This is a genomic window from Micromonospora sp. NPDC049240 (assembly GCF_040647835.1).
Lineage (GTDB): Bacteria > Actinomycetota > Actinomycetes > Mycobacteriales > Micromonosporaceae > Micromonospora.
This window is the reverse complement of sequence record NZ_JBEZCX010000005.1, coordinates 112863-138273: the sequence shown is the minus strand read 5'-3', so window position 1 is coordinate 138273 and position 25411 is coordinate 112863. Positions and strand designations below refer to the sequence as shown.

Genomic DNA, 25411 nt, shown 5'->3' with positions numbered 1-25411 from the left:
GCCGGCCGGTCAGCGCCGGGCGGTGAGCGGGGCCGTACGGCCCCACCGGTCGTGGTAGAACGCCGGCTCGGCACCGGGACGCCAGGGCAGTGCTGCGACCAGCACGATCAACGCGATGGCCAGCGAGTTCTCCATCAGCGCGCCGAACAGGCCGTCCTGGTAGTGGGAGACCTCGGGGAGCTGGTGCTCGTACGGCCAGATCGGTGAGATCAGGAAGAGGAGATAGAGGCCGAGCGCACCGGCCGCGTGCCGGAACCCGGTCAGCGTCGGGTACCAGATCGGCGGGCGCAGCGCGGGCACGCCGGTCGCCGGGGTCGGCCCGCTGTTCCGCAGCGGCAGCCCGCGGCTGGCCTCGCGGCGGCGTACCGCGGCGTCGGCCAGCACCACGATCGCCGGGATGACCCAGACCAGGTGGTGCGACCAGGAGATCGGGCTGATCACGTTGGCGGTGAGCCCGACCAGCGTGAACGCGGTCAGCTCGTCGCCGTCGGTGCGGGCGCTGATCGCCCGGGACAGCCCCAGCGCCAGCACCAGCACCGAGAACGCGAGCCAGAGCAGCCCGGGCGTCTCGATCGAGTCGTAGAGCCGGGCCAACAGCCCGGCGAGGGACTGGTTGGCGGTCATGTCGGCCGCGCCCACCCGCTCGGTCTGCCACAGCACGCTGGTGAAGTACGCGCGGGACTCCTCGCCGACCGCACCGAACGTCGCGAGCGTCACCCCGATCGTGGTGCCGACCGCGATCCAGGCGGCCCGCCACTGCCGGGTGAGCATCAGGTAGCCGATGAACAGCGCCGGGGTGAGCTTGACGGCGGTGGCGAGCCCGATGCCGACGCCGGCCCAGGCGCCGCTGTAGAGGAAGCGGGCCAGTGGCGACTCGGCGGTCTCGTGGTGGGTGCCCCGCTTGGCGCGCCACCGCAGGCCCACCAGATCCGCCATGATCAGCGCGAAGAGCAGCAGGTTGACCTGGCCGTAGCCGAGCGTCTCGCGGGACGGCTCGATCGCCACGGCGAGCGGGGTGGCGATGCCGACGGTGAACCAGAGGGACCAGCCGAGCCGGTCCACGATGGGACGCAGCAACGCCGCCAGCACGACCGCGAGCGCAGCGATGCTGGCCAGCGCGTTGACGAACCCGGCGGCGTCCACCGGCAGCCAGGACATCGGCAGCATGACCAGGCCGGCGAAGGGTGGATAGGTGAAGCCGAGAGTCGTCGAGGGGGCGACGAAGTCGTACAGCTCGTTGCCGTTGGCCCACCACAGCACCGCGCCGTGGTAGATCTTCATGTCGAAGAAGTTGTACGGCCGGCCGAAGGCCCCGATCGCGAGCCAGGCCGCGTACGAGACGGCGGCCACGATGCCGATGCGCACCACGAGCCGCTGGTCGACCCCGAGGACGACGCGGGGCGCCGGTGGGAGGCGGTTGGTCCGTCTACCGACTGTCGTCGGCATGGCGTGGCCACCCCCGTACCAAGGTCGTCGTGCCCGTCCAGGTCCAGAACGGAGCCTAGAACGGTGCCTCACGATGTTGCCTCCCGCGTTACGCGACCGTGTCCGATCCCACACGTGTTTGCGACATTTCCACCGCGTTAACGGGTGTCGGACGGTTCAGGTGATTGGTGGCCTTGCGGGGGTGGGGGCCGTGGGGATGCAGGTCAGCCGGGCATCCGGCGAGCGGTCGCCGCGGAGCGTACGGCGATCTTCGCCTCCCGGCGGGCGGTGCGGACCGCGCGCTTCACCGACCGGCGTGAGTGGTCGATCCGGTGGCCGGCGCGCCAGCGCAGGCCCGGCCTGCCCTCGGTGTCCGCGGCGGCGAGCAGGAGCCCACCGAGCAGCCCGAGGTTCTTCAGGAAGTGGACCTGGTTGTTGTTGCGCGCCTCCGGGTCGTCGTTGTTCCAGAAGGGATGACCGGCGGCGGTCGTCGGGAGCAGCGTGCCGGCCAGGACGAGCGCGGCCGGGCGGGTGAACCGGCCGGTGGCCAGCATCAGACCGCCGACCAGTTGGGTGGCGGCGTTGGCCCGGATCAGCGTCTCGGTGTCGGTCGGGATGCGCGGGTGCAGGCTCTGGATCAGCGGTGCGACCCGGTCGGTGACCGGCTTCGCGGCGGGCACCAGCCGTTCCGCGTTGCGCAGGTTGCGGGCGCCGCTGACCACGAAGATGCCGCTCAACATGACTCGGGCGAGGGAGCGCACGGGCTTCATGGTTCAGTCTTACCCCGTCCGGGGGCCGGTCACCCCTGCAACACACGAAAGGTATCGACGTCCGTCCGGTATCGATTTCAGCGACCGTCGCGGATGGACCGGTTGCGTTCGGTAAGGTCGCGCGGGTGACGACGCTGCGACTGCGCCCGGAGGACCCGGCCGACGAAGCGCCGGTGGCCCGGGTGCTCGCCGGCGCGTTCGCCCGACCCGACGTGACCACCCCGCCCGAGGTCGGCCTGGTCGAGGAGTTGCGGCACAGCGCCGCGTGGATCCCGGAACTGGCCATGGTCGCCGAGTACGGCGGCGAGGTGGTGGGCTTCGCGCTGCTCACCCGCGTGCGGGTACGCGCCGACGGCGGCGGCTGGCCGGCGCTGGCGCTCGGTCCGGTGGCGGTGGCCCCGCACCGGCAGCGCGTCGGGCACGGCACGGCGGTGGTGCAGGCGGCGCTCGACGCCGCCACCGAGCTGGGGGAACGGCTCGTGGTGGTGCTGGGCGACCCGGCGTACTACCGGCGCTTCGGGTTCGGCCCGGCGGACCGGTTGGGGTTGACCAGCCCGTGGTCCGGGCTGGGGGAGCCGTGGCAGGCGCTGGTGCTGCCGCCGTCCACCGGCGAGGAGCCGCCACCGCCGGCCGGTGAGGTGGTCTTCCCGTCGCCCTGGTCGCGGGTCTGACCGGCCACGCGAGGAGTGAGCTTGCGAGCCCCGCAGTCGTGGCCAAGGTGGGCACCGCTCACCCGCCCGGCCCGGCCGCCGCTCAGGCCGGCTGGGTGCGCAGGTAGCGGCCGAAGTGCGGGACGGTGAACGCGACCGTTCCCCGCTCGCCGGAGTAGATGAGCCCCTTCTTGATCAGTGCGTCCCGGGCCGGGGAGAGACTGGCCGGCTTGCGGCCCAGCGACCGGGCGATCTCCGCGGTGGGCACCGCGGCGTCCATGTCATCCCGGGCGCCGTCCTCGCCGTCCACCAGCGCCAGCGTGGCCATGGCCCGCATGTACTCCCGTTCGGCCGGGGTGGCCCGCTCGAACCGGGAGCCGAAGAAGCCCACCGCCAGTTCCGCCTCCGCCTCGGGCGCGGCGACCCGCACGTCGGCGGCGGTGATCGGCGAGCGGGGCGCGTGGTCCCAGGTCGCCTTCCCGTACGCCTGGACGAAGTAGGGGTAGCCGCCGGACTTCTCGTAGAGCAGGTCGAGCGCCTTCTGCTCGTACTCGACCTCCTCCCGCTCGGCCGGCGCGCAGAGCGCCTGGTCGGCGGCGATCCGGTCCAGCCGGTCGATCCGCTGGTAGCGGTAGAGCCGTTCGGAGTACGACTTGGCGGCGCTGAGCACGGCCGGCAGGTGCGGCAGCCCGGCGCCCACCACGATGAGCGGCGCGCCGAGCTGGGACAGCTCGTGGCAGGCGGCGCAGAGCGCGGAGACGTCCTCGGCGCCCACGTCCTGCATCTCGTCGATGAAGATCGCGATGCCGGTGCCCACGTCGGTGGCGACCGCTGCCGCGTCGCTGAGCAGCTCGACCAGGTCGATCTCGATGTCGCCCGAGTCGGCCCGGCCGCTGCTGGCCGGCACGTCGATGCCCGGTTGCCACCTGTCGCGCAGCTTCGGGGCCGCACCGGCCCGCCCGGCCGGCGCGGACCGTTGCGCGAACGCCTTGAGCACGCCGAGGAAGCCGTCGATCCGGTCCGGCGCGCGGTGTCGGGGGGCCAGCTCGCGGACCGCCATGTGCAGCGCGGCGGCGATCGGCCGGCGCAGCGACTGGTCCGGCCGGGCCTCGATCTTGCCGGTGCCCCAGAGGTGGTTGATCGCCTCCGACCGGAGCGTGTTGAGCAGCACCGTCTTGCCGACCCCGCGCAGGCCGGTGAGCATCAGGCTGCGTTCCGGCCGGCCCCGGGCGATGCGTTCCAGCACCACGTCGAAGACGTCCAGCTCCCGCCCCCGCCCGGCGAGTTCGGGCGGGCGCTGACCGGCGCCGGGAGCGTACGGGTTGCGGACCGGATCCACGCTCGCACAGTATCCGGTCGTCTAGTGACCAGGCTAGACGCGCGTAGAGGCGGCTACCGCGTGTCGGCGTCGAGTCGAATCTAGGTCTGTCTAGCGTCCACCCCAGACAGCCATAGAGTCGGTTAGCGCCTATCGACGCTTCAGGCAGAGCACGAAGTCGAGCGTGTCCAGCTCGCTGTCGAAGAAGTACCAGTCGGTGTAGCCGGCCACCTTGCCGCACTTGGCCTCGGCGTCCTTCTTTCCGCTGGTCGCGCCGTCGATCCGGCGCAGCACCTCGTACGTCTTCGGGGCGCAGTCGGCGATCACCAGCTTCGGCTGGGCGCCGCCGCCCTGGTTGGCGACGCACTGACCCGCCTTCACGAACCGCGGGTCGGTCGAGGAGGCCGGGGCCGCCGTGGTGGGCGCCGCCTCCGCCGGATCGCTCGGCGCCGCCGAGGTCGGCGCCGGCGCCGGCGCGGTGGTGGCCGTCGTCCCGGCCGTCGGCTCGTCCCCGTCCCGGCCGAGCAGCCAGTACGCCCCGCCGCCGCCCAGCAGCAGCACCGCCAGCACGATCACCACCACCAGCAACGGGCCCCTGCCCCGCTTCGGTGGCGTCGGCTCGTCGTAGGGCTGTTGTCCCGCGCCGTACGGCGGTGGCCCGCCGGCGTAGGGCTGCCCCGCGCCGTACGACGGCTGCCCACCGGCGTAGGGCTGCTGCCCGGGATAGGGCACCTGGCCGGGGTAGCCGGGGCCGGCCGGATAGCCGGGCCGGGGCGCGGCGCCCGGGCCGTCCGGCCAACCCGGGGCCGGCTCGAAGCGCTGGTCGGGCGGCCCGTACTGCGAGGGCGGACCGTACTGCTCGGCGGGCGGGCCGTACTGCTCGGGCGGTGGCCCGTACTGCTGGGGCGGGCCGTACTGCTCCTGCGGCGGGCCGTACTGCGGGGTGGGCGGGCCGTACTGCGGGCCGCCGGGCACCGGGTCGTGGTGCGGATCGTGGGCGTAGCCGTCGTCCGGGCGTCGTCCCCGCCACGGCTCGGATGCGCCGCCGCCCGGTGGTCCGAAGTTCGACATGAACGCCTCCTGTGTAGCCGGTGCTGAGAGGCCGGCCACCAACACGGGACGCCGACGCCGTGGTCACCGTAGCGTGGTCCCACGATGAGCTCACGCCCCCCGAGTACGACGGACGTCGCCGGCTCCCCGGCGCCGCCTGTCCGCGCCGCCCTGGTCTGGACCGCATTGGCGCTGGTCTACCTGCTGTGGGGCTCGACCTACCTGGGCATCCGGATCGCCGTCGAATCCCTGCCGCCACTCACCTCCGCCGCGATGCGGTTCGCCGCCGCCGCCGTGGTGCTCGCGTTCGTGCTGCGGCTCCGTCGCGGGCCCGGGGCGCTGCGCGTGCCACCGCGTCGCCTCGGCGCGGCCGCGCTGGTCGGGGTGCTGCTGCTGGCCGGCGGCAACGGGCTGGTGGTGCTCGCCGAGTCCGGCCCGCCCGGCGACGCGGTGCCCTCCGGGGTCGCCGCCCTGCTGATCGCCACCGTGCCGCTGCTGGTGGTGGTGCTGCGTACGGCCGGCGGGGACCGGCCCCGCCCGTGGACGTTCGCCGGTGTCGCGCTGGGCTTCGTCGGGCTCGTCCTGCTCGTCCTGCCCCGCGACGGCGTGGACGGGGTGCCGCTGGCGGGCGCGCTGACCGTGGTCGCCGCCGCCGCGAGCTGGTCGATCGGTTCCTATCTGTCCGGGCGGATCCGGATGCCGGCCGACCCGTTCGTGGCGACCGTCTACGAGATGGTGGCCGGCGCGCTGGCGCTCCTGCTGATCGGGGCCGTACGCGGCGAGCTGGCCGACTTCGACCCCGCCGAGGTGACCGGGCGGTCCTGGGCGGCGCTGGCGTACCTGATGGTGGCCGGCTCGCTGGTCGCCTTCACCGCGTACGTCTGGTTGCTCGCCCACGCGCCGATCTCGCTGGTCTCCACCTACGCGTACGTGAACCCGGCGGTCGCGGTGGCGCTCGGCGCGCTGCTCGCCGCCGAGCCGGTCACCACGCAGGTGCTGCTCGGCGGCGCGGTGCTCGTGGCCGGCGTCGCCGTGGTGGTGAGCACCGAGCGGCCGAGCCGCACCCCGCCGACTGCCGGCGACGACGGGACGGCCCGGACCCCGCCGGCTGCCGACGGCGACGGGACGGCTCGGACCCCGCCGGCTGCCGGCGACGACGGGGCGGTCCGGACCCCGCCGGCTGCCGGCGACGGGACGGCCCGGAGACGCGCCGGCCGGTAGCGTCCCGGCCCGTGTCGGCGGTGACGGTGGCGGGAACGGCGGTGCTCGGCGCGTTGGCCGGTCTGGCCGCGGTGCCGATCGGCCGCCGCGCCGTCGGTGTCGGCCGCGCCGCGCCACGCCGGTTCACCGAGGTCGGGGCGGTGGGGTGCGGCGGTCCGGCCGTCGGGCCACGGCGGTGCACCGTGGCCGTGGTCGGGGCGGTGGTGTACGGCGCCCTGGCCGTCGCGCGCGGGGGCGAGCGCACGTTGCCGACGCTGCTGCTGGTCGCCGCCGTCGGGCTGGTGCTCGCGGTGACCGACCTGAGCGCGTTGCGGCTGCCCGACCCGCTGGTCGGCGCGGTGGCGCTCGGCGGTGGGCTCGGCCTGCCGGCGACCGCGCTGGTGGCCGGCGAGCCGGGGCGCCTGACGACCGCCCTGGTCGGGGTCGGTCTCTCCCTGGGCGGCTATCTGCTGCTCGCCCTGCTGCCCGGTGCCCGGCTCGGCTTCGGCGACGTGAAGCTGGCCGCCGCGCTCGGGTTCCCCCTGGGCTGGCTCGGCTGGCCGGCGCTCCGGCTCGGGCTGCTCCTCCCACACCTGCTCGCCGGCGTGACCGTCCTCGTCCTGCTCGCCGCCGGCCGGATCCGCCGGGACACACCGCTGCCGTTCGGCCCGGCGATCCTGGCCGGCGCCTGGCTCGCCGCCGTGCTCACCTGAGCCCTCGGTCGTTGAGAAGGGGCCCCTTCTCTACCGTAGGCGTTAAGAAGGGGCCCGGCCTTTCAGATCAGGCGGAGTTGGTGGTCCTTGGGGCGGCGCGGCTCCGCCGCGCCGAGACGGTCGAACAGGGCCGGGTCGATCGGGTCGAGGAACGGGGTCGGGCGGGTGTCCCGCTCCGCACCGTGCCGGGTACGCCGGGCGGCGTGACTCACGTAGAGCCGGTCCTGCGCCCGGGTCAGGCCGACGAAGAAGAGCCGGCGTTCCTCGGCGACCGCGTCGTCGTCCGGCTCGGTGCCCGGCCAACGCAGTGGCAGCAGGCGGTCCTCGGCGCCGACCAGGAACACCACCGGGAACTCCAGGCCCTTGGCCGCGTGCAGCGTGAGCAGCGTGACCGCCTCGGCGCGCGGGTCGAGCGCGTCCACCTCCGCGCCGGTGGCGAGCTGGCTGAGGAAGAGCCCGAGGTCGTCGCCGCAGCGGCGGGCCAGCGGCGTGAGCAGGTCCACGGCGCTGCGGACGTCGTCGGGGCGTACCGCGCCGGAACCGTCGAGCGTGGGCACCGCGAAGCGCTCGACCACCAGCCGGCCGGCCGCGCGTACCCGGGCGGTCAGGGAGCCGTCCGGGCCGGCGTGCCGCAGCTCGCGGGCGATGGCCGCCACGCCCGGACGGTCCCGCAGCCGGTTGTGCGAGCGCTTCTGCACCGGGATGTTCGCCCGGGTCAACGCGTCCACGATCGGCGCCGCCTGGGAGTCGGTGCGGTACAGCACGGCGATGTCGGAGAAGGAGAGCGTGGTCGCCCGCCCGTCGATCCGCCCCGAGTCGAGCGACCGGTGGGACAGGCCGCCGACCAGCTCGTCGACGGTGCGGGCCACGAAGTCGGCCTCGTCGGCCACCGAGCTCGCGGCGTACCGGCCGACCAGCGGCGCCTCCGGGTCGAGCCGGGCCGGGTCGAGCCGTCGGCCCCGGACCAGCGACGACGGTGCGATGGCCTGCACGGCGGCGGCCAGGATCGGGGCGGAGGACCGGTAGTTGCGGTTCAGCCGCACCAGCCGGGCGTCGGTGAAGTCCTGCGAGAAGCGCAGGAAGTAGCCCACGTCGGCGCCCCGGAACGAGTAGATCGCCTGGTCCGGGTCGCCGATCGCGCACAGGTTGCCGTCCGCCGGGCTGAGCAGCCGCAACAGCTCGTACTGCACCGCGTCGACGTCCTGGTACTCGTCAACGAAGATCCACTTCCACCGCTCGCGGTACTCCCGGACCAGCTTCCGGTCACCCTTCAGCATCGCCACCGGCAACGTGAGCAGCTCGTCCAGGTCGACCAGGTCCCGCTTGCGCAGCAGCGCGACGTACCGCTCGTCGTCCTCGCCGGCCTCCGCCCGGGCCGCCGTTCGGTCCGCGTCGTCGGCGATCCGGAACTCCGCCGGCAGGCCGGCCGCCGCCGCGTTCTCCCGCAGGACGGTCAGGCCGAGCGCGTGGAACGTGCCCACCGTGACGTCCTCGGCGACCGGCCCGAGCAGCGCGTCGAGGCGGTGCCGCAGCTCCTCGGCCGCCCGGCGGGTGAACGTGATCGCCAGACACTGGTCCGGGAAGACGTTCAGCTCCGCGCAGAGGTAGGCGATCCGGTGGGTCAGCGTGCGCGTCTTGCCGGTGCCCGGACCGGCCACGATCAGCAGCGGGCCACCCGGCGCGGAGGCGGCCACCCGCTGCATCGCGTCCAGCCGGTCCAGCAGGCCGGTGCCGACCTCCTCCATGCCGGCGAGCATCGGCTCGAACGGCTCGTGCGGGGAGGGCGGCGGCGCCAGCGGCGGCGCGGGCGGTTTGCGCTTCGGCTCCGGCCGGGCCGCCGTCGGGCGCTTGGCCTTCGGCTTCGGCGCCGGCTCCGCGGGCCGCCGCTGCGCGGGCACGGGTACGTCGAAGAGCGTCTCCTGCCCGGCCCCGCCGCCCGGAGCGCCCAGCTCCGCCGGGTCGAAGAGCGTGATCACGCCGTACTCGCCGTCGTAGCCCGGCACCCGGCGCACCTCGCCGCGACGCAGCCGGCCGATGCCCTCCGCGAGCAGTTCGCCGCCGACCCGGCCGATCTCCTCCACCGGGGTACGCGTCAGGATCTCCAACTCCGGGCCGAGCGCCGCGACCAGCTCGTTGAGCTTGCCCTCGACCTTCTTCGACCGGGCGCCCACCTTGTTGATCTCGCCCAGGATCTCGGCCAGCGGCACCAGGTGGGCCACCTCGCGGGCGTGCGCCGGCCGGTGCCCCGCCGGCCGGTCGGCCAACGCCTCGACGCGGCTGAGCACACCCACGGTCAGCGGCTTGCCGCACTCCGGGCAGCGTCCGCCCGCCTCGCGGGTCCGCTCCGGCGACCAGTTCACGCCGCAGAGCCGGTGCCCGTCGGCGTGGTACTTGCCCTCCTCCGGAAAGAACTCGACGGTGCCGGCCAGCCCGTCCCCGGTGCGCAGCGCCTCCCGGATCGCGAAGTAGTCGCGGTCCGCGGTCAGGACGGTGGCCTCCCGGGCCAGCGCCGGCGGCGAGTGGGCGTCCGAGTTGGACACCAACTGGTAGCGGTCCAGGCTGCCGACCCGCCAGTTCATCTCCGGGTCGGACGACAGCCCGGTCTCCACCGCGAAGATGTGCTCGGCCAGGTCGGCGTAGCAGTCGGCGATCGCGTCGAAGCCGGACTTCGAGCCGAGCGCGGAGAACCAGGGCGTCCAGATGTGCGCCGGCACCAGGAAGCCGTCTCCGCTGGCCTCCAGCGTGATCTCCAGCAGGTCGCGGGAGTCCAGCCCGAGGATCGGCCGGCCGTCCGAGCCGAGGTTGCCGATCCGGCCCAGCGCGGTGTTGAACCGGCCCACCGCGTCCAGGTCCGGCAGGTAGATCAGGTGGTGCACCTTCCGGGTCCGGTCGTCCCGCTTGTAGATCGTGGAGATCTCCACGCTCAGCATGAACCGGACGGGGTCCGCCTCCGCCTCGCTGGCCAGCCGGGGTGGCAGCCGCCGGGCGATGTCCCGCTCCGCCTCCGGCGACAGCCGGTAGAGGCCGGGCTCGGCCGGGTGCAGCGTCTCGCGCAGGTGGTCGTACCAGGCGGGGTGGGTGAAGTCACCGGTGCCGAGCACCCCGATGCCCTTGCGCCGGGCCCACCAACCGAGGTTGGGCAGGGTGAGGTCACGGCTGCACGCGCGGGAGTACTTCGAGTGGATGTGCAGATCCGCGACGTAGGGCGGGAGGCCACCGGGGGGTGCGGCACTGAACGGAGGCACGCCGCATCCTGTCACGTCCGCTTGCCTACCCGCCCGCCGCCACGCGTACGCGTGACCTGAGCAATGCGGTGCTGGACGACGCGCCCCCGACCCGCTAGGGAGCACGCAGCTCGACGAGCGTCACCTGCGGCGGGGCGCCGACCCGCACCGGCGGCCCCCAGAAGCCCGCCCCGTTGGTGACGTAGACCTTGGTGCCGTCCACCTCGCCCAGACCGGAGACCACCGGCTGCTGGAGCTTCACCGCCAGGTTGAACGGCACCATCTGACCGCCGTGGGTGTGCCCGGAGAGCTGGAGGTCGACGCCGAACTTCGCCGCCTCGTGCGCGGCCACCGGCTGGTGGGCCAGCAGCACCACCGGGCGGCTCGGGTCACGGTCGCCGAGCGCGGCGGCGTAGTCGGCGGGCGCGGCCAGCCCGGTGCCGTCGGCGGTCACGTCGTTGACGCCGGCCAGGTCCAGCACGCCACCCCGGGCCCGGATCTCCTGCCGTTCGTTCTGCAGCACCCGCAGGCCGAGCCGGTCCACCTCGCGGACCCACTCCTCCACGCCGGAGTAGTACTCGTGGTTGCCGGTCACGAAGAAGCTGCCGTAACGGGAGCGCAGGTCACGCAGCGGCTCGGCGGCTCGGCCCAGCTCGGCCACCGAGCCGTCGACCAGGTCGCCGACCACGGCCACCAGGTCGGCGTCGAGTCGGTTGATCATGGCGACGATGCGCTCGGTGTGCGCCCGGCCGCGCAGCGGCCCGAGGTGGATGTCGGAGACGGTGGCGATCCGCAGCCCGTCCATGCTCCGCGGCAGCTTCGCCAGCGGGATGCGTACCCGGTCGAGCCGGGGCGGCCCCATCGCGGTGCGGACGCCGTACCCGGTGACGCCGGCGGCGGTGAGCCCGGCGAAGATCGCCGCGCCACGCGCGAGCAGCAGCCGGCGGGACGCGTCGTGGTCCGCCGGTGCGCCGCCGGCGACCGGTCGGCCGGTCGTCCCGGGCGGAGTGTCACCGGGATGGCCGGGCGGGGTGTCACCGGCGTCGCTGGTCGGCGGCGGGTCGCCGGCCTCGGTGGGTGCCGCGGCGGAGGTGCCGGCGCCGACCAGCGCCGGTTCGGCCGCCGGCCCCGGGGACGTGACCGACCGGGCCCGGCGGCGCAGGACGAGCCGCGTCACCGCGGTCGGCACCTCCAGTACCAGCAGCAGCACCAGCAGGTAGAACATCAGGGCCAGCCACACGTAGCCCGGCCAGGCCAGCCAGTAGAAGCCGCTCTGGGTGCCGGCCATGGTCGCCGGCACGAGCAGCGCGAGCAGGACCGCCACCGCCGCCCCGACCCGGCGGGCCCGCCCCGGACGGGTGGTGTCCCGGACCAGCCGCCGCCACAGGTAGTAGTGGATCAGCCCGATCACGAGCACGACGAAACCCACGAATGTCGCCATCGCCAGCACGTCGGCCTCCCTCAGCCGCCCGCGAAGGGTGGCAGCACGTCCACCGTGACCCCGGCCGGCAACGGTTCCTGACGATCATGACAGGCGACGCCGTCGACCAGGAAACTCGCCGCCTTGAGCACCACGGCCAGTCGGTCACCGTGGCGGGCGGAGAGGTCGTCGAGGAGTTCGTCCAGCGACCGGCCGGCGGATGCGGTCTCCTCGGCCCGGCCGGCGGCGGCCCGTGCGCCGGCGAAATAACGGACGGTCAACTCCACGGTCAACCTCCGATCGCGGACATCGGCCGGACCGGCTGGAGGAAGGTCGGATCGTCGATGCCGTGCCCGGCCCGCTTGCCCCACATCGCGGCCCGCCAGCGCCGGGCCAACTCCTCGTCGTCGACGCCGGCCCGCAGCGCGGCCCGCAGATCCGACTCGTCGGTGGCGAAGAGGCAGTTGCGCACCTGACCGTCGGCGGTGAGCCGGGTGCGGTCGCAGTCGCCGCAGAACGGCCGCGTCACGCTGGCGATCACCCCGACCTTGGCCGGACCGTCGTCCACCAGCCAGGTCTCGGCCGGCGCGGCGCCCCGCTCGGTCGGGTCGGGCCGCAACGCGGACTCGGCGCGCAGGGCGGCCAGGATCTCGTCGGCGGTGACCATGGTCGACCGGTCCCAGCCGTGCTGGGCATCCAGCGGCATCTGCTCGATGAACCGCAGCTCGTAGCCGTGCGCCAGGGCGAACCGGAGCAGTGCCGGGGCCTCGTCGTCGTTGACGCCGCGCATCAACACCGCGTTGATCTTGACGGGGGTCAGCCCGGCCTCCGCCGCGCCGGCCAACCCGGCGAGCACGTCGGCGTGCCGGTCGCGGCGGGTCAACGCGGCGAACCGGGCCGGGTCGAGCGTGTCGAGCGAGACGTTGACCCGGTCCAGCCCGGCCGCGCGCAGCGCCGGCGCGAGTCGGGCCAGACCGATGCCGTTGGTGGTCAGCGAGATGCGCGGCCGGGGCGACAGCGCGGCCACGGCCGCCACGATGCCGGGAAGGCCGGGCCGGATGAGCGGCTCACCGCCGGTGAAGCGCACCTCGGTGACGCCGAGCCGGCGCACCGCGACTCCGACCAGCCGGACGATCTCGTCGTCGGTGAGCAGTTGCGGGCCGGCCAGCCAGGGCAGCCCCTCGGCCGGCATGCAGTAGGTGCAGCGCAGGTTGCACTTGTCGGTCAGCGAGACCCGCAGGTCCCGGGCGACCCGGCCGAACCGGTCGGTGAGGACCCCGTCTGCCGTCGTCCGGGGGGCGGTCATCCGTCGACCGTAGCGCGTCGGACGCCGCCGAGCGCGGCACGGGCGGCGGAGACCACCGCCTCCGCGTACGCCGCCCCGAACAGCGCGGTGTGCACCAGCAGCAGGTGTAGTTGGTGCAGCGGCACCCGCTCCCGCCAGCCGTCGGCCAACGGCCAGGACTCCTGGTAGGCGGACAGGATCCGCTCGAACTGCGGCGGACCACCGAAGAGCGCGAGCTGCGCCAGGTCCGTCTCGCGGTGGCCGCCGTGCGCGGCCGGGTCGACCAGCCAGACCCGGCCGTCGGCGCCCCAGAGCAGGTTGCCGGGCCAGAGGTCGCCGTGCAGGCGGGCCGGCGGCTCGTCACCGCCCCACTCGCCGACCCGGTCGACGACCTGCTCGACAAGCGCCGTCGCGGCGCCGGTGAGCGCGCCCCCGTCGACCGACGTTCGAAGGTACGGCAGCAGCCGGCACCGGGCGAACCACTCCGGCCACGGCCCCCGGTCGGGCGTGTTGTCCTGCGGCAGCGCGCCGATGAAGCCGGTCCACTCCGCGCCGAACGCGGGCGCGCCGGCCCGGTGCAGCCCGGCCAGCCCGTGGCCGAACGCCTCCGCCGCCTCCGGGGCCGGCTCGCCCGGCTCCACCCAGTCCAGCGCCAGCAGCCCCGGCAGCGCGACCAGCACCTCCGGCACCGGAACCGCGTCGGCCTCGCGCAGCCACCGCAGACCGGCCGCCTCGGTGGCGAAGAAGCCCTCCGGCACCGGCCGTGTCGCCCGCTCCGGCCAGGTCTTCGCGAAGACGGAGTGGCCGTCGTCGAGCGTGAGTCGCGAGGCGGCACAGATGTCACCGCCGGCGACCGGCGTCTCCCGGATCCGCTGGTGGGTCAGGAAGGTCGGCAGGTGCTCCGGGTGTGCCCGCAGGTACGCCAGGTCCATGAGCGCAAGGTAGCCGGTACCTGGGACAGGCGTCGGCCCTGTCGTACCGAGACTGGTGGCGGACGCGGCCCACCTGGGCCGATACGGTCAGTAGTTGTGGATGAACGGCGTGTCGTCTACAGGGCCTGTCGCGGCGGCGGCGCCCCCCGCACGCTCCCGGCATGAACTCCACCGAGCGCCCCCGTCTCTCCGTCCGCTCCCCGGCCGACCTCGTCGCCGCCGTGCCCTACCTGCTCGGCTTCCACCCGGAGGACAGCGTGGTGGTGGTCGCGGTGCGGGGCCGGCGGGTGGTGTTCGCGGCCCGCGGCGACCTCCCCGAGCCGGGTGTCGAGCCCGGTCCGGCGGCCCGGCACCTGGCGCAGGTGGTGGCCCGGCAGGACGCCGACGCCGCGACGGTCATCGGCTTCGGCCCGGCCACCCGCGTCACCGGCGTGGTGGACGCGGTGGGCGCGGCGCTGGACGACGTGGGGCTGATCGTCCTCGACGCGCTCCGGGTGACGGACGGTCGCTGGTGGTCGTACCTCTGCGACGAGCCCACCTGCTGCCCGGTGGAGGGCACGCCGTACGACCCGGCCGCGAGTCGGGTCAGCGCGGCGGCCGTCTTCGCCGGTCAGGTCGCCCTGCCCGACCGCGCCGCCCTGGCCGCCCAGGTGTCGCCGTTCGGCGGCCCGGTCCGGCTCGCCATGCGCCAGGCCACCGTGCGGGCCCGCCGCCGGCTGGCCGCGCTCACCGGGGAGCCGCCCGACGGCCACTTACCGGGCGGTGCGGAGTCCGGTGATCCCTCGCCCGGCGGTGCGGAGTCCGGTGGTCTCCGGTCCGGCGGGACGCGGGCCGGCGCCGCCCCGCCCCCAGACGTTCCGGCGGGCGACCGGACCGCCGACGGACCGGCCTGCCGGGGCGGGGCGACGCGGGCCGTGCGGGCGGCCGGCACGGCGGCGGTACGGGCCGCGTTTCGCCGGCAGCGGCACGGTGAGCGACTCACCGACGACGAGGTGGCCTGGCTGACCGTGCTCCTCACCCACCTCGTGGTGCGCGACCACGCCTGGTCCCGCACCGACGGCCGGGACACCGACATCAGCCTGTGGACCGACGTGCTCCGACGGGCCGAACCCGAACTGACCGCGGCCCCCGGCACGCTGCTCGCGTTCGCCGCCTGGCGGTCCGGGGACGGCGCGCTGGCCGCCGTCGCCCTGGAGCGGGTGCTCGCGGCGGATCCCGCCTACTCCCTCGCGGTGCTCCTCGACGACGCGCTCCGCCGTGGCGTGGCCCCGTCCGAGCTGGACGGCTGGCCGGGTGTCGCCGGCCCGGCGGTCCTCCGCCGCCGCCGGCGTCGTCCGCGCCGCTGAACCGGAGGCAGCGGTGCCCGTCCGCGCCGCTGAATCGGAGGCAGCGGTGCCCTCCGCGCCGACGCGCGGCCGGGTCGCTGTGCCGCCGCCTCAGCGAGGCACGCGCTGCGCCCCGGTGTAGACGTTCATGGTCGGGCCGCGGAGGAATCCGACAAGCGTCATCCCGGCCTCCTCGGCCAGTTCGGCGGCGAGCGTGCTGGGCGCGGAGACCGCCGCGAGCAGCGGCACCCCCGCCATCCACGCCTTCTGGGTGAGCTCGAAGCTGGCCCGGCCGGAGACCAGCAGGACGTGACCGGCCAGCGGCAGCCGGTCCGACCGGGCGGCCCAGCCGATCACCTTGTCCACCGCGTTGTGCCGGCCCACGTCCTCGCGGAGCGCCAGCAGTTCGCCGTCCGCGGTGAAGAGCCCGGCCGCGTGCAGGCCGCCGGTGCGGTCGAAGGCGCGTTGCGCGGCACGCAGCCGGTCGGGCAGCCCGGCCAGCAGTGCGGCGGTGACCTCCAGCGGGTCCTCCCGCACGGCGAACCGGGAGCGGGTGCGTACCGACTCGATGCTCGCCTTGCCGCACACCCCGCAGGAACTGGTGGTGTAGAAGTTGCGCGTCGGGTCGGTGGCCGGTTCCGGCACGCCGGGGGAGAGCACCACGTCGACCACGTTGTAGGTGTTGGGGGTCTCCGCTCCGGAGCAGAGCTGCGCGGTGTGCACATCCTCCGCCGACCGGATCAGCCCCTCGGTCAACAGGAAGCCGATGGCCAGGTCCAGGTCGTCGCCGGGCGTGCGCATGGTCACCGCGAGCGGCCGGCGACGGCCGGGGCCGGCCGGTCCGACCCGGATCTCCAGCGGCTCCTCCACGGCCAGCGTGTCCTGCCGGCGCACCCGGTCCCGGCGGTCGTCCGCCGCCCCGAGGTCGATCCGCAGCACGCCACGCCGGTCTGTCGCCCGTCCCATGCCGCCATCCTCTCCCGCACCCGGCCCCACCCGCACCTCAGCACCCCGCCCGCCGCTCTCCTCCGAAGCGCCCGTCTGGCCCGGGGTTCCGGCGCGGGCCGTGGGTAGGGTGAGGCGGTGACCGGGTACGCGGCGGTACTGCTCGCCGGCGGTGCGGCCCGCCGGATGGGTGGGGTGGACAAGCCGGCCCGTCCGGTCGGTGGCCGGCCGATGTTGCACCGGGTGCTGGCCGCGGTGGCCGACGCGGACGAGCGGATCGTGGTCGGTCCGTCCGGTCCGGTGCCCGCGGGGGTACGGGTGACCCGCGAGGAGCCCGCCGGCGGTGGTCCGGTGGCGGCGACCGCGGCCGGGCTGGCCCTGCTGCGACCCGGTACGACCACGGTCGCCCTGCTCGCCGCCGACCTGCCGCTGCTCAGCGTCGCCGCGATGGCGGAGCTGCGGCGTGCGCTCGACGGGTCGACCGCCGGTCTGGCCTGCTACGTGGACGGCGACGGTCGCCGGCAGCAGCTCTGCGGCGTCTGGCGGCTGCCGGCGCTGCGCGCGGCGGTGGACCGGCTGGCGGCGGAGCGGGGCGGCACGGTCGACGGCGCGGCGGTGCGGGGCCTGCTGGCCGGTGCCACGGTTCGGGAGGTGGCCTGGTCCGGTGCCGGGCCGCCGCCCTGGTTCGACTGCGACACTGACGAGGACGTACGCCGGGCCGAGGAGTGGACGACATGACCGTGTTGGACGACTGGGTCACCGCGGCCTGCGCCGAGTTGGAGCTGGATCCGGCCGAGGTGCCGGTGTCGGCCGTGCTGGACGTGGCCCGGGACGTGGCGCATCAGGTGGTGCGGCCGGGTGCGCCGGTCAGCGCGTACCTCCTGGGGGTGGCGGTGGGGCGCGGCGCGGATCCGGCCGCGGTGGCGGCCCGGCTCAGCGCGCTGGCGGGGTCGTGGCCGGTGGAGCTGGACGGGACGACGCCGGTGGCGTAGCGACTTGTCCGATCCCGGTCGGCTGTGATTCGGCCCCCGCCGCCCGTGGGTAGGGTGGCGGGAACGGACGGAGGCGATCATGACGGCAGACCACCCCTCGCCGGTCGACAAGCCTTCCGGCGGTACGCCGGAGCAGCACGATTCGATCCTGCTCGACGAGCCGACCACGGCTGACCTGCGGGCCAAGGTGACCGAGGCCTGGCGGGAGTTCGCCCGGGCGCTGGCCGAGCGGCTGCGCGGGTTGCCGGCCGGTGGTCACCTGGAGGTCACGCTCGACCCGACCGCCTCGGGCACCGGGGACGCCGTCTACTCGGTCAGCGCGGACGCCGGCGAGGACGGCGCGCTGTCGGCTCGGGCGGTCGGCAACGCCACGCTGCCGTCGGGTTACCGGCTGGACCGGGCGGCGGTGGCCGACATGGTGGCGCTGGGCTGGTCGCCGCCCGGCGTGGTGGCGGGTTCCGGCGAGCAGTTCGGCCTGGACTGCGGCGTCGACGAGGCGACCCGGTTGTCCGCGGTGCTCTCCCGGACGCTGCGGGACGTCTACGGCGCCCCGCATCCCGCGTTCCTGGTCTATCTGGTGCACGACGCCGAGGGTGAGCCGCTGCCGGTGGAGCCGCTCGGCACCGCCCGCAGCGAGTTCGGCCCGGACCGGGACGTGGAGGCCGACCTGGAGGAGGCGCTGGCCGCCGCGGCGGCCGCCCAGGCGGGTGAGAACGACGTGCTGGCCCTGGAGGAGCGGGTCCGCACGGTCGTCTCGACGATGTTGAAGTCGAACTCCGACCAGGTGCAGGTCGACTCCGACGGTGACATCAACATCCGGGCCGGCTCGGCGATGGTCTTCGTGCGGGTCCGCGACAATCCGCCGCTGGTCGACGTCTTCTCCCCGGTGCTGACCGAGGTCGAGCCGACCGAGCGCCTCTACGTGAAGCTCTCCGAGCTGACCAACCGGATGCCGATCGGCCGGCTCTACTGCGCCGACGACACGGTCTGGGCGTCCATCCCGGTCTTCGGCCGCAACTTCCAGGCCACCCACCTGATGCTGGCCGTGCAGGTGATGACCGGTCTCGCCGATGAGTTGGACGACCGGCTGCACGGCGAGTTCGGCGGCAAGCGTTTCTTCGGTGAGGGTGACAAGCCGGCCCGGCCGCAGGAGCACCGCACCGGCATGTACCTCTGAGCGGGAGCCCCGGTCAGCGTACGTCGAGCAGTGTCTTGCCGACGGTGGACCGGGACTGGATCGCGGCGTGTGCCTCGGCGGCGCGCTCCAGCGGGAAGCGCTGGGCGATCAGTGGCCGGAGCCGTCCGGCGGCGGCCATGGCGAGGGCTTCCTCGGTGAGCGCGCGCAGTTCGTCCGGTCGGGGCCGGGGGCGCAGCAGCGTCACGCCGCGGGCGGCGGCGACGTCGGCCGGGACGTCCGCCCAGGCACCGCCGGCGAGCCCGAAGCTGAGCATCCGTCCGCCCGGGTCGAGCAGGTCGAACGCCTCCCGGGCGATGGTGCCGCCGACGCCGTCGAAGACCACGTCGAGCGCGTCGACGGCGGCCCGTACCCGCCCGGCCCAGCCCGGCTGCCGGTAGTCGACCACCACCTCTATCGGGGCGGCGCGGAGCAGGTTGACCTTGGTGGGGCCGCCGGCGGCGGCCACCACCGTCGCGCCGGCCCGCGCGACGAGCTGCACCAGCAGGGTGCCGACCCCGCCGGCCGCGGCCTCCACCAGTACCCGGTCGCCGGCCCGCAGCCCGGCCGCCCGAGCCAGCATCAGCGCGGTCCGGCCGTCGGCGAGCAGCGCCACGGCCGTGTCCAGCGGCAACCCGGGGGGTACGGGGATGGGCGCGTGCTGGTCGACCACGACGCGCTCGGCGTACCCGCCGGTGCCGCCGGTGCCGGTGACGACGAGTCGGCCGACCAGCGCCGGATCGACTCCGGGGCCGACCGCGCCGATCGTGCCGCCGACCCCGTTGCCGGGGATCAGCGGCGGTTCGCCGGTGAACGGGCCGAACCCGGTGGCCCGGAACATCGTCTCGACGAAGGTCAGGTTCGCGTGCGCCACCTCGACGAGCACCTGACCCGGACCGGGCTCCGGGTCGGGCGCCGGACCGGGCACCAGCACCTCGGGTCCACCGAATTCTCGCAGCCACACCGCACGCATCACGCCTCCCGGAACGTTCGCCGGTTCCAGTCAACGACGTGAAGCGGGCTTGAGGTCAACTCGTGGAGGGTCCGACGCCGGGGGACTCGACGAGTCGGGACAGCACGATGGTGCTGCGGGACGAGGTGACGAACGACTCGGCGCGCAGCCGTTCCAGGGCCTCCTCCAGGTGGGCGATGTCGGCGGCGCGCAGGTGCACCAGCGCGTCCGCCTCGCCGGAGACGGTGTAGGCGCCGACCACCTCGGGGTGCCGGCGGGCGGCGACGCCGATCTGCGCGGGCGTGGTCCGGCCGGCGCAGAACAGCTCGACGAACGCCTCGGTGGTCCATCCCACGGCGGCCGGGTCGACGACCGCGGTGAAGCCGCGGATCACGCCGGTGGCGCGCAGCCGGTCGACCCGTCGCTTGACCGCGGGGGCGGAGAGTGACACCCGGGCGCCGATGTCGGCGTACGAGGCGCGGGCGTCCGCCACGAGCAACGCAATGATTCGTTGGTCAACCGCGTCTATCTGCAACGTTCCGCCCCCGGGAAGCAATGGTTGTGGCTGTTACCAAAGTTCCAGCCTACCTACTCTTGGTGACCGTGAACCAGCAGCGAGTCTCGCGAAAGCGGACATATCTCATGTGCTCGCCGGAGCACTTCGCGGTCGAGTACGCGATCAACCCGTGGATGGACCTGGCCACGCCGGTCGACGCCGACCTGGCGGTCAAGCAGTGGGACCGGCTGCGCGAGACGTTGCTCGGGCTCGGCCACGACGTGCACCTGCTCACCCCCGAGGCCGGCCTGCCGGACATGGTCTTCGCCGCGAACGGGGCGTTCGTGGTGGACGGCACCGTCTACGGCGCCCGGTTCAAGCACGAGCAGCGTGCCGCCGAGGCCGCCGCCCACCGGGCGTTCTACGAGGCGCAGGGCTGGCACTTCATCGCGCCGAGCGAGACCAACGAGGGTGAGGGCGACTTCGCTTACCTGCCGGACGCGCACGGCGGCCTGGTCCTGGCCGGCCACGGCTTCCGTACCGAGCTGGCCGCGCACGCCGAGGCGCAGGAGGCGCTCGGTCGGCCGGTGATCTCGCTGCGCCTGGTCGACCCGCGCTTCTACCACCTCGACGTGGCGCTCGCCTCGATCGACGACGGGAACGTCGTCTACTACCCGGGCGCGTTCTCCGCGGCCAGCCAGAAGGTCCTGGCCCAGCTGTTCCCGGACGCGGTCGTCGCGGACGACGAGGACGCCCTGGCGTTCGGCCTGAACCTGGTCAGCGACGGGCTCAACGTGGTGTTGAACAGCGACGCCACCCGGCTGGCCGGCAAGCTGAAGGCGGCCGGCTACCACCCCGTGCCGGTGGAGCTGGCCGAGCTGAAGAAGGGCGGCGGCAGCGTGAAGTGCTGCATCGCCGAGCTGCGGCACTGAGCCGGGCTGCGGCCCCGAGCAGGACACGCGCGAGGGCGGTCTCCCCCCGGGGAGGCCGCCCTCGTCGTCGCGTCAGCCGAGCGTGGCCAGCTCGTTGGTCACCACGTTGGAGAGCATCCGGCCGTCGAGCTGCACCTTGCGCAGGTACCACTTCTGCTGCGGGGTACGCGGCTGGTTGAACTGCCAGGGACCCCGTGGGCTGTCGACCTGGCCGATCGTGCCGAGGGCGAGGTTGACCTGCTGCGGCGACACGTTCCCGCCGGTCAGCCGGATCGCCTTGTCCAGCACCAGCGCGGCGTCGTACGAGGCCATCGCGTACGTGGTCGGGGACGTGTTGAACGTCTTACGGTACGCCGAGGCGAACACCCGGTTCGCGGTGTTGTTCAGGTCGGCCGAGTAGTTCAGCGCGGTCTCGATGCCGTACTTCTCGATCAGCGCCCGGTCCCGGCCCTTCTCGCCGTCGTCGAGCTGGTCGAGGACGGTGCCCTCGGTGAGGAACCCGGGCGCGTAGATCGGCCCCCGGTAGCCCTCGTCGTAGAGCTGCTTGACGAACTGCACCGCCTGCACGCCGGTGTAGTGGCAGAAGACCGCGTCCGGCCGGCGCCCCAGCGCCTTGCGGATCGGCCCGGCGTACGCGCCCTTGCTGGGGTTGGCGTAGTCGGGCGTGTAGATCGGGTCCTCGGTGAGCCGGCGGCCCTGCTCGTAGCCGCGTCGCAGCCCGGTGACGACGTCCCGGCTGCCGGCGCCCTGGGTGCCGAAGATGGCGATCCGGCTGGACGGGTCCAGGTTCTGCCGCAGGTACTCGCCGAGTGCCACGCCCGGCTCGTCCAGCACGTACGAGGTGCGCCAGATGAAGACGACGCCCTGGAGCGTGGCGGGGGAGGCGTTGGAGCCGATCAGCGGCACCCGGGCGTCCTCCACGGTGTCCCGGATGCCGGTCATGACGGCCGGGTTGACCACGCCGGTGAGCGCCAGCACGCCCTCCTTGAGCAGCCGGTCGACGGCGGCCTTGCCGGTCGCGACGCTGTCGCCCTCCTCGGCCGGCACCACGGTGACCGGGTGCCCGCCGAGCTGCTGCCCGTGCGTGGCGAGGAAGAGCTGGAAGCCGTTGGCGATCTCGTCCCCGATGACCTTGTTCGGGCCGCTGCCGGGCACGATCAGCCCGATCTTGACCGGGCTGCCCGGGGCGGCCTGGTCCGTACCGTCGTCGCCGGGGCCGCAGCCCGCGGCGAGCCCGGTGGTGCCCAGTGCGGCCAGCAGTTGCAGGGCTCGCCTGCGGTTCATCTGTGCCACCGACTTCCTTCCGCCGGGGTGGCCAAGGTGCACACCCCTCCGGCGTTCTACCTGGTCGGCGACGCTGCGTCAATGCCGGGTGGATCACCGTGCAGGGACCGCAACGCCGCCACCACCCGCGGCCACGCGGCCGAGCCCGGTGCGATCAGCCCGAAATGCTCGCATTCTGGCAGCTCAATGAGCGTGGCGGAGCCTCCGGCGGCCCGGTCGGCGGCCACCCATGAGCGGCTCATCGACACCGGAACCTGCCGGTCGAGAACGCCGTGCATGACTACCGTGCGTGTTCGCATCGGCACCAATGCCGATGGATCGGTTGCGGAGTACCGCTCCGGCACGTCGGCCGGCCCGCCGCCGACCAGCGCGGCCACCGCCCCGGAGTCCAGGTCCAGCCGGTACGCCTCGGCGAGGTCCGCGACCGGGGCCAACGCGAGCACGCCGCCGGTCGTTTCCGGGGCGTGGGCCGCCACGTACAGCGCCAGATGCCCACCGGCGGAGTGGCCGACCAGGATCGGCGGCGCCGACGCCACCCGGCCGGGCCATGCGGCGGCGGACAGCCCCGGCAGCGCGGCGACGCCGGCGAGCACGTCGGTGAGCGGGTCCGGCCAGCCGCTGTCCGGCCGACCGGTCCGGCGGTATTCGAGCTGGGCCACCGGATGACCGAGCGCGGCCAGCGCCGCCGCCATCGGGCCGGTGTGGGTCCGGTCGTACTCCGCCCGCCAGAAGCCGCCGTGCACCACGATCACCAGCGGCCGGGCGGGGCCCTCACCGGCCGGGCCGCGCAGGTCGGCGCACTGGTCCGGATGGTCGCCGTAGGCGACGGTGGCGTCCGGCGGCGGCGCCGGCCGGGTCAGCACCTCACGCGGGTCGCCGGTCATGCCGGGACGGTAGCCTGCCGGTCCGGGCGCGTGCGCGTGGCCGGGGTGGGTAAAGATGGTTGCCATGACCGAAGCACACTCCGGCGGACACGACGACGAACAGGCCAACGACGGCATCCCCGGCACCGTGGTGGTGGTCGGCCCGGACGGTCGACCGGTCGGCACGGTGCAGACCGAGGAGGGCAAGGGCGAGGACCCGACCCGCCTGGTGGAGCAGCCGGCCAAGGTGATGCGGATCGGCAGCATGATCAAGCAGCTGCTGGAGGAGGTGAAGGCCGCCCCGCTCGACGACGCCAGCCGGCACCGGATGCGCGAGATCCACGAACGCTCGATCGTCGAGCTGAAGGAGGGCCTCGCCCCCGAGCTCCGCGAGGAGCTGGAGCGGATCTCGCTGCCGTTCACCGAGCAGCAGGCGCCCAGCGAGGGCGAGCTGCGCATCGCCCACGCCCAGCTCGTCGGCTGGCTGGAAGGGCTGTTCCACGGCATCCAGGCCGCGCTGGTCGCCCAGCAGATGGCCGCCCGCGTCCAGTTGGAGCAGATGCGCTCCGGCCGGCAGGCGCTGCCCAGCGGTCCCGGCGGGATGGTCCCGGGCATGCCCGGCATGCCCGGCGGGGCCGAGGGCCACGCGCCCGGCCAGTACCTCTGACCGACACCGGCCGGGGCGCCTGACGCGCCCCGGCCGGTCAGTCCACCCCGAAGACCTTCTCCAGGTACGCGGCCACGCCGTCCTCGGTGTTCGCCCCGGTCACCTCGTCCGCGATCTCCCGGACGGCCGGGTGGGCGTTCGCCACCGCCACCGACCGACCGGCCCAGGTCAGCATCGGCACGTCGTTCGGCATGTCGCCGAACGCCAGCACGTCCCGCTCGTCGATGCCCAGCCGGGCCGCGTACCAGGCCAGGCCGGCGGCCTTGGTCACCCCGGCGGCGGAGACCTCGATCAGGCCGCTGTACGACGAGTGCGTCGCCTCGGCCAGCCCTTCGAGCGCACCGGCGACCACCCGGACGAACACGTCCGGGTCCTGCTCCCCGGCCCGGACCAGCAGCTTCACCGCCGGCACGGCGAGCAGCTCCTCCGGCGACTCGACGGCGCGGATCGCGTCCGCGTCGGCGTCCCAGCGCAGCGGGTAGTGCGACTCGTGCCGCATCTGCCGGCTGTCCACGATCTCCACCGCGAAGCTCACCCCGGGCACCTCGGCCCGCAACCGCCGGGCCACCTCGGCGAGCAGCTCCGGGGCGAGCGGGTCGGCGCGCAGCACCTCGTCGGCGGCCGGGTCGTACACCACCGCGCCGTTGGCGCAGATGGCCGGCAGCGGTGCGGCGAGCTGGTCGTACACGAGTTTGAGCCAGCGGATCGGACGGCCGGTGACCAGCACGACCGGCGTGCCCGCGGCGGCGATCCGGGCCAGCACCCGCGCGGTACGCGGGCTGAGCGTGCGGTCGTCGGTGAGCAGTGTGCCGTCGATGTCGCTGGCGACGAGGCGGGGTGGTTCTCCCATCACCGGGAGAGTAGTCGGTCCAGGTAGACCGCGACGCCGTCGTCGTCGTTGCGCAGGGTGACCTCGTCCGCGGCGGCGCGCACCTCCGGGTGGGCGTTCGCCACCGCCACCCGGGCCCAGCCGGCCCAGCCGAACATCGGCAGGTCGTTGGGCTGGTCGCCGAAGACCAGCACGTCCGCCGGATCCACCCCGAGCCGCTCGGCGACCACGCTCAGCCCGGAGGCCTTGTCCACCCCGGGCGGGCAGATCTCGACGAAGCCGAGCCCGGCCTGGGTGAGCGAGGCGACCTCCGCCGGCACGATCCGGCGGGCCACCGCCAGCAGCTCGTCGACGTGGTGGTCCTCGGTCCGCGCGAACGCCTTGACCACGTCGCAGGAGAGGCATTCCGCCCGGCTGCGCGCCTCGAACCGGTCCGGGTAGGGCCAGCTCGGGTGGTAGTCGCCCCACAGCGGCGTGTCGTCCTCGCCGGACGCCTCCACCATCACGGTGAGCGGGCCGACCGCGGCCTCCAGGTCGGCGATCAGCCGGGCGAGCACCTCGCCCCGGAGGCGCTCGTCGCGCAGCACCAGCGGGCCGGCCGGGTCGCTCTGGTCGACCACCCACCCGCCGCCGGCCATCACCAGGAAGTCCGCGGCGCGGATGTCGTTGCGGCTCAGTTCGGCCAGCCGGGGTCCACGTCCGGTGGCGCCGACCACCGGGATCCCGGCGGCCCGCACCCGGTCCAGCACCCCGTGGGTGTACGCGGAGACGGTGTCGTCGCTGCGGACGAGCGTGCCGTCGAGGTCGGTGGCGATCAGCTTGGGCAGGCCCGGGCGGGTCATGGCTCCTCCTTCGGCCCCGCCGCCGTCACGCCGGCCGGCCCGGTGCTCGTGCCGAGACCGTCGAACGGCGGGCAGCAACCGTATCTCGCGCGGCAGGGGCGACCATGGCGTTCCGGCGAATCC

At 74.4% G+C, this 25411-nt stretch carries 25 protein-coding genes; 9 read left to right on the top strand and 16 right to left on the bottom strand.

The features are described 5' to 3' along the window. Positions 1-9 precede the first annotated feature (9 nt). On the bottom strand, positions 10-1446 hold the full coding sequence (locus tag AB0B02_RS09535; protein ID WP_357298703.1) for a glycosyltransferase 87 family protein: 1437 nt from the start codon (positions 1444-1446) through the stop codon (positions 10-12). 203 nt (positions 1447-1649) lie between these two features. Continuing rightward, a complete protein-coding gene (locus AB0B02_RS09530) occupies positions 1650-2195 on the bottom strand; it encodes a DoxX family protein (RefSeq protein WP_281933995.1) in 546 nt (181 codons plus the stop codon). Positions 2196-2320: 125 nt separating this feature from the next. Between AB0B02_RS09530 and AB0B02_RS09525 the strand changes: the two genes are divergently transcribed. Beyond that, positions 2321-2866 (top strand): N-acetyltransferase, encoded by a 546-nt coding sequence (locus AB0B02_RS09525; RefSeq protein ID WP_281933997.1) that lies wholly within the window; start codon positions 2321-2323, stop codon positions 2864-2866. A gap of 82 nt (positions 2867-2948) precedes the next feature. On the opposite strand, the gene AB0B02_RS09520 is transcribed toward AB0B02_RS09525, so the two are convergent. Both AB0B02_RS09520 and AB0B02_RS09515 read right to left on the bottom strand, forming a co-directional pair. Continuing rightward, positions 2949-4184: an ATP-binding protein gene (locus tag AB0B02_RS09520; protein ID WP_281933998.1), complete on the bottom strand. Its 1236-nt coding sequence runs from the start codon at positions 4182-4184 to the stop codon at positions 2949-2951. Positions 4185-4313: 129 nt separating this feature from the next. Next, complete coding sequence (locus tag AB0B02_RS09515; protein WP_357298693.1) at positions 4314-5234, bottom strand: flagellar basal body protein FliL; 921 nt, start codon at positions 5232-5234, stop codon at positions 4314-4316. An 84-nt stretch (positions 5235-5318) separates the two neighbouring features. Here AB0B02_RS09515 and AB0B02_RS09510 point away from each other — a divergent pair, with 84 nt between their 5' ends. Further along, on the top strand, positions 5319-6434 hold the full coding sequence (locus tag AB0B02_RS09510) for an EamA family transporter (protein ID WP_357298690.1): 1116 nt from the start codon (positions 5319-5321) through the stop codon (positions 6432-6434). A gap of 11 nt (positions 6435-6445) precedes the next feature. Continuing rightward, a complete protein-coding gene (locus AB0B02_RS09505) occupies positions 6446-7126 on the top strand; it encodes an A24 family peptidase (protein ID WP_357298687.1) in 681 nt (226 codons plus the stop codon). Between the two features lie 62 nt (positions 7127-7188). On the opposite strand, the gene AB0B02_RS09500 is transcribed toward AB0B02_RS09505, so the two are convergent. The 5 genes from AB0B02_RS09500 to AB0B02_RS09480 all read right to left on the bottom strand — a co-directional run bounded on the left by AB0B02_RS09500 (position 7189) and on the right by AB0B02_RS09480 (position 13987). Next, positions 7189-10371, bottom strand: a complete 3183-nt coding sequence (locus AB0B02_RS09500) for a UvrD-helicase domain-containing protein (RefSeq protein WP_357298683.1) — start codon at positions 10369-10371, stop codon at positions 7189-7191. Positions 10372-10465: 94 nt separating this feature from the next. Continuing rightward, positions 10466-11800 carry a metallophosphoesterase gene (locus AB0B02_RS09495; protein WP_357298678.1) on the bottom strand — a complete coding sequence of 445 codons (1335 nt, stop codon included), beginning with the start codon at positions 11798-11800 and terminating at the stop codon, positions 10466-10468. Between the two features lie 11 nt (positions 11801-11811). Continuing rightward, positions 11812-12057 (bottom strand): MoaD/ThiS family protein, encoded by a 246-nt coding sequence (locus AB0B02_RS09490; RefSeq protein ID WP_281934008.1) that lies wholly within the window; start codon positions 12055-12057, stop codon positions 11812-11814. A gap of 2 nt (positions 12058-12059) precedes the next feature. Further along, complete coding sequence (gene moaA, locus AB0B02_RS09485; RefSeq protein ID WP_357298673.1) at positions 12060-13076, bottom strand: GTP 3',8-cyclase MoaA; 1017 nt, start codon at positions 13074-13076, stop codon at positions 12060-12062. Next, positions 13073-13987: a fructosamine kinase family protein gene (locus AB0B02_RS09480; RefSeq protein ID WP_357298670.1), complete on the bottom strand. Its 915-nt coding sequence runs from the start codon at positions 13985-13987 to the stop codon at positions 13073-13075. The genes moaA and AB0B02_RS09480 overlap by 4 nt, the downstream gene beginning before the upstream one ends. Before the next feature lie 161 nt (positions 13988-14148). On the opposite strand from AB0B02_RS09480, the gene AB0B02_RS09475 reads away from it, so the two are divergent. Beyond that, on the top strand, positions 14149-15333 hold the full coding sequence (locus AB0B02_RS09475; protein WP_357298667.1) for a DUF4192 domain-containing protein: 1185 nt from the start codon (positions 14149-14151) through the stop codon (positions 15331-15333). A 90-nt stretch (positions 15334-15423) separates the two neighbouring features. Here AB0B02_RS09475 and fdhD read toward each other — a convergent pair whose 3' ends face one another. Beyond that, a complete protein-coding gene (gene fdhD / locus AB0B02_RS09470) occupies positions 15424-16278 on the bottom strand; it encodes a formate dehydrogenase accessory sulfurtransferase FdhD (RefSeq protein ID WP_357298664.1) in 855 nt (284 codons plus the stop codon). A 117-nt stretch (positions 16279-16395) separates the two neighbouring features. Between fdhD and AB0B02_RS09465 the strand changes: the two genes are divergently transcribed. The 3 genes from AB0B02_RS09465 (at position 16396) to AB0B02_RS09455 (ending at position 18426) form a co-directional block, all read left to right on the top strand. Next, positions 16396-16995, top strand: coding sequence for an NTP transferase domain-containing protein (locus AB0B02_RS09465; protein ID WP_357298661.1), 600 nt, complete (start codon positions 16396-16398; stop codon positions 16993-16995). After that, positions 16992-17249: a DUF6457 domain-containing protein gene (locus AB0B02_RS09460; RefSeq protein WP_281934018.1), complete on the top strand. Its 258-nt coding sequence runs from the start codon at positions 16992-16994 to the stop codon at positions 17247-17249. The genes AB0B02_RS09465 and AB0B02_RS09460 overlap by 4 nt, the downstream gene beginning before the upstream one ends. Before the next feature lie 79 nt (positions 17250-17328). After that, positions 17329-18426 carry a hypothetical protein gene (locus AB0B02_RS09455; protein WP_357298657.1) on the top strand — a complete coding sequence of 366 codons (1098 nt, stop codon included), beginning with the start codon at positions 17329-17331 and terminating at the stop codon, positions 18424-18426. Between the two features lie 13 nt (positions 18427-18439). Here the strand turns inward: AB0B02_RS09455 and AB0B02_RS09450 are convergent, their stop codons facing one another. Both AB0B02_RS09450 and AB0B02_RS09445 read right to left on the bottom strand, forming a co-directional pair. Beyond that, the gene (locus AB0B02_RS09450) at positions 18440-19396 is read right to left on the bottom strand and encodes a zinc-binding dehydrogenase (RefSeq protein WP_357298654.1); all 957 of its coding nucleotides are present in this window, start codon (positions 19394-19396) and stop codon (positions 18440-18442) included. 55 nt (positions 19397-19451) lie between these two features. Further along, a complete protein-coding gene (locus tag AB0B02_RS09445) occupies positions 19452-19910 on the bottom strand; it encodes an Lrp/AsnC family transcriptional regulator (protein WP_107156437.1) in 459 nt (152 codons plus the stop codon). Positions 19911-19969: 59 nt separating this feature from the next. Between AB0B02_RS09445 and ddaH the strand changes: the two genes are divergently transcribed. Continuing rightward, complete coding sequence (gene ddaH / locus AB0B02_RS09440) at positions 19970-20803, top strand: dimethylargininase (RefSeq protein ID WP_281934025.1); 834 nt, start codon at positions 19970-19972, stop codon at positions 20801-20803. Between the two features lie 72 nt (positions 20804-20875). Here ddaH and AB0B02_RS09435 read toward each other — a convergent pair whose 3' ends face one another. Continuing rightward, complete coding sequence (locus AB0B02_RS09435; RefSeq protein ID WP_281934026.1) at positions 20876-22096, bottom strand: ABC transporter substrate-binding protein; 1221 nt, start codon at positions 22094-22096, stop codon at positions 20876-20878. 47 nt (positions 22097-22143) lie between these two features. Continuing rightward, on the bottom strand, positions 22144-22971 hold the full coding sequence (locus AB0B02_RS09430) for a prolyl oligopeptidase family serine peptidase (protein WP_357298647.1): 828 nt from the start codon (positions 22969-22971) through the stop codon (positions 22144-22146). 55 nt (positions 22972-23026) lie between these two features. Between AB0B02_RS09430 and AB0B02_RS09425 the strand changes: the two genes are divergently transcribed. Continuing rightward, positions 23027-23617, top strand: coding sequence for a bacterial proteasome activator family protein (locus AB0B02_RS09425; RefSeq protein ID WP_281934029.1), 591 nt, complete (start codon positions 23027-23029; stop codon positions 23615-23617). A 37-nt stretch (positions 23618-23654) separates the two neighbouring features. On the opposite strand, the gene AB0B02_RS09420 is transcribed toward AB0B02_RS09425, so the two are convergent. Both AB0B02_RS09420 and AB0B02_RS09415 read right to left on the bottom strand, forming a co-directional pair. Then, complete coding sequence (locus AB0B02_RS09420; protein ID WP_357298642.1) at positions 23655-24467, bottom strand: HAD family hydrolase; 813 nt, start codon at positions 24465-24467, stop codon at positions 23655-23657. Then, entirely contained in the window at positions 24467-25288 is an 822-nt protein-coding gene (locus tag AB0B02_RS09415; protein WP_107156443.1) for an HAD family hydrolase, read from the bottom strand. Before AB0B02_RS09415 ends, AB0B02_RS09420 begins: the two co-directional genes overlap by 1 nt. Positions 25289-25411: the final 123 nt, after the last annotated feature.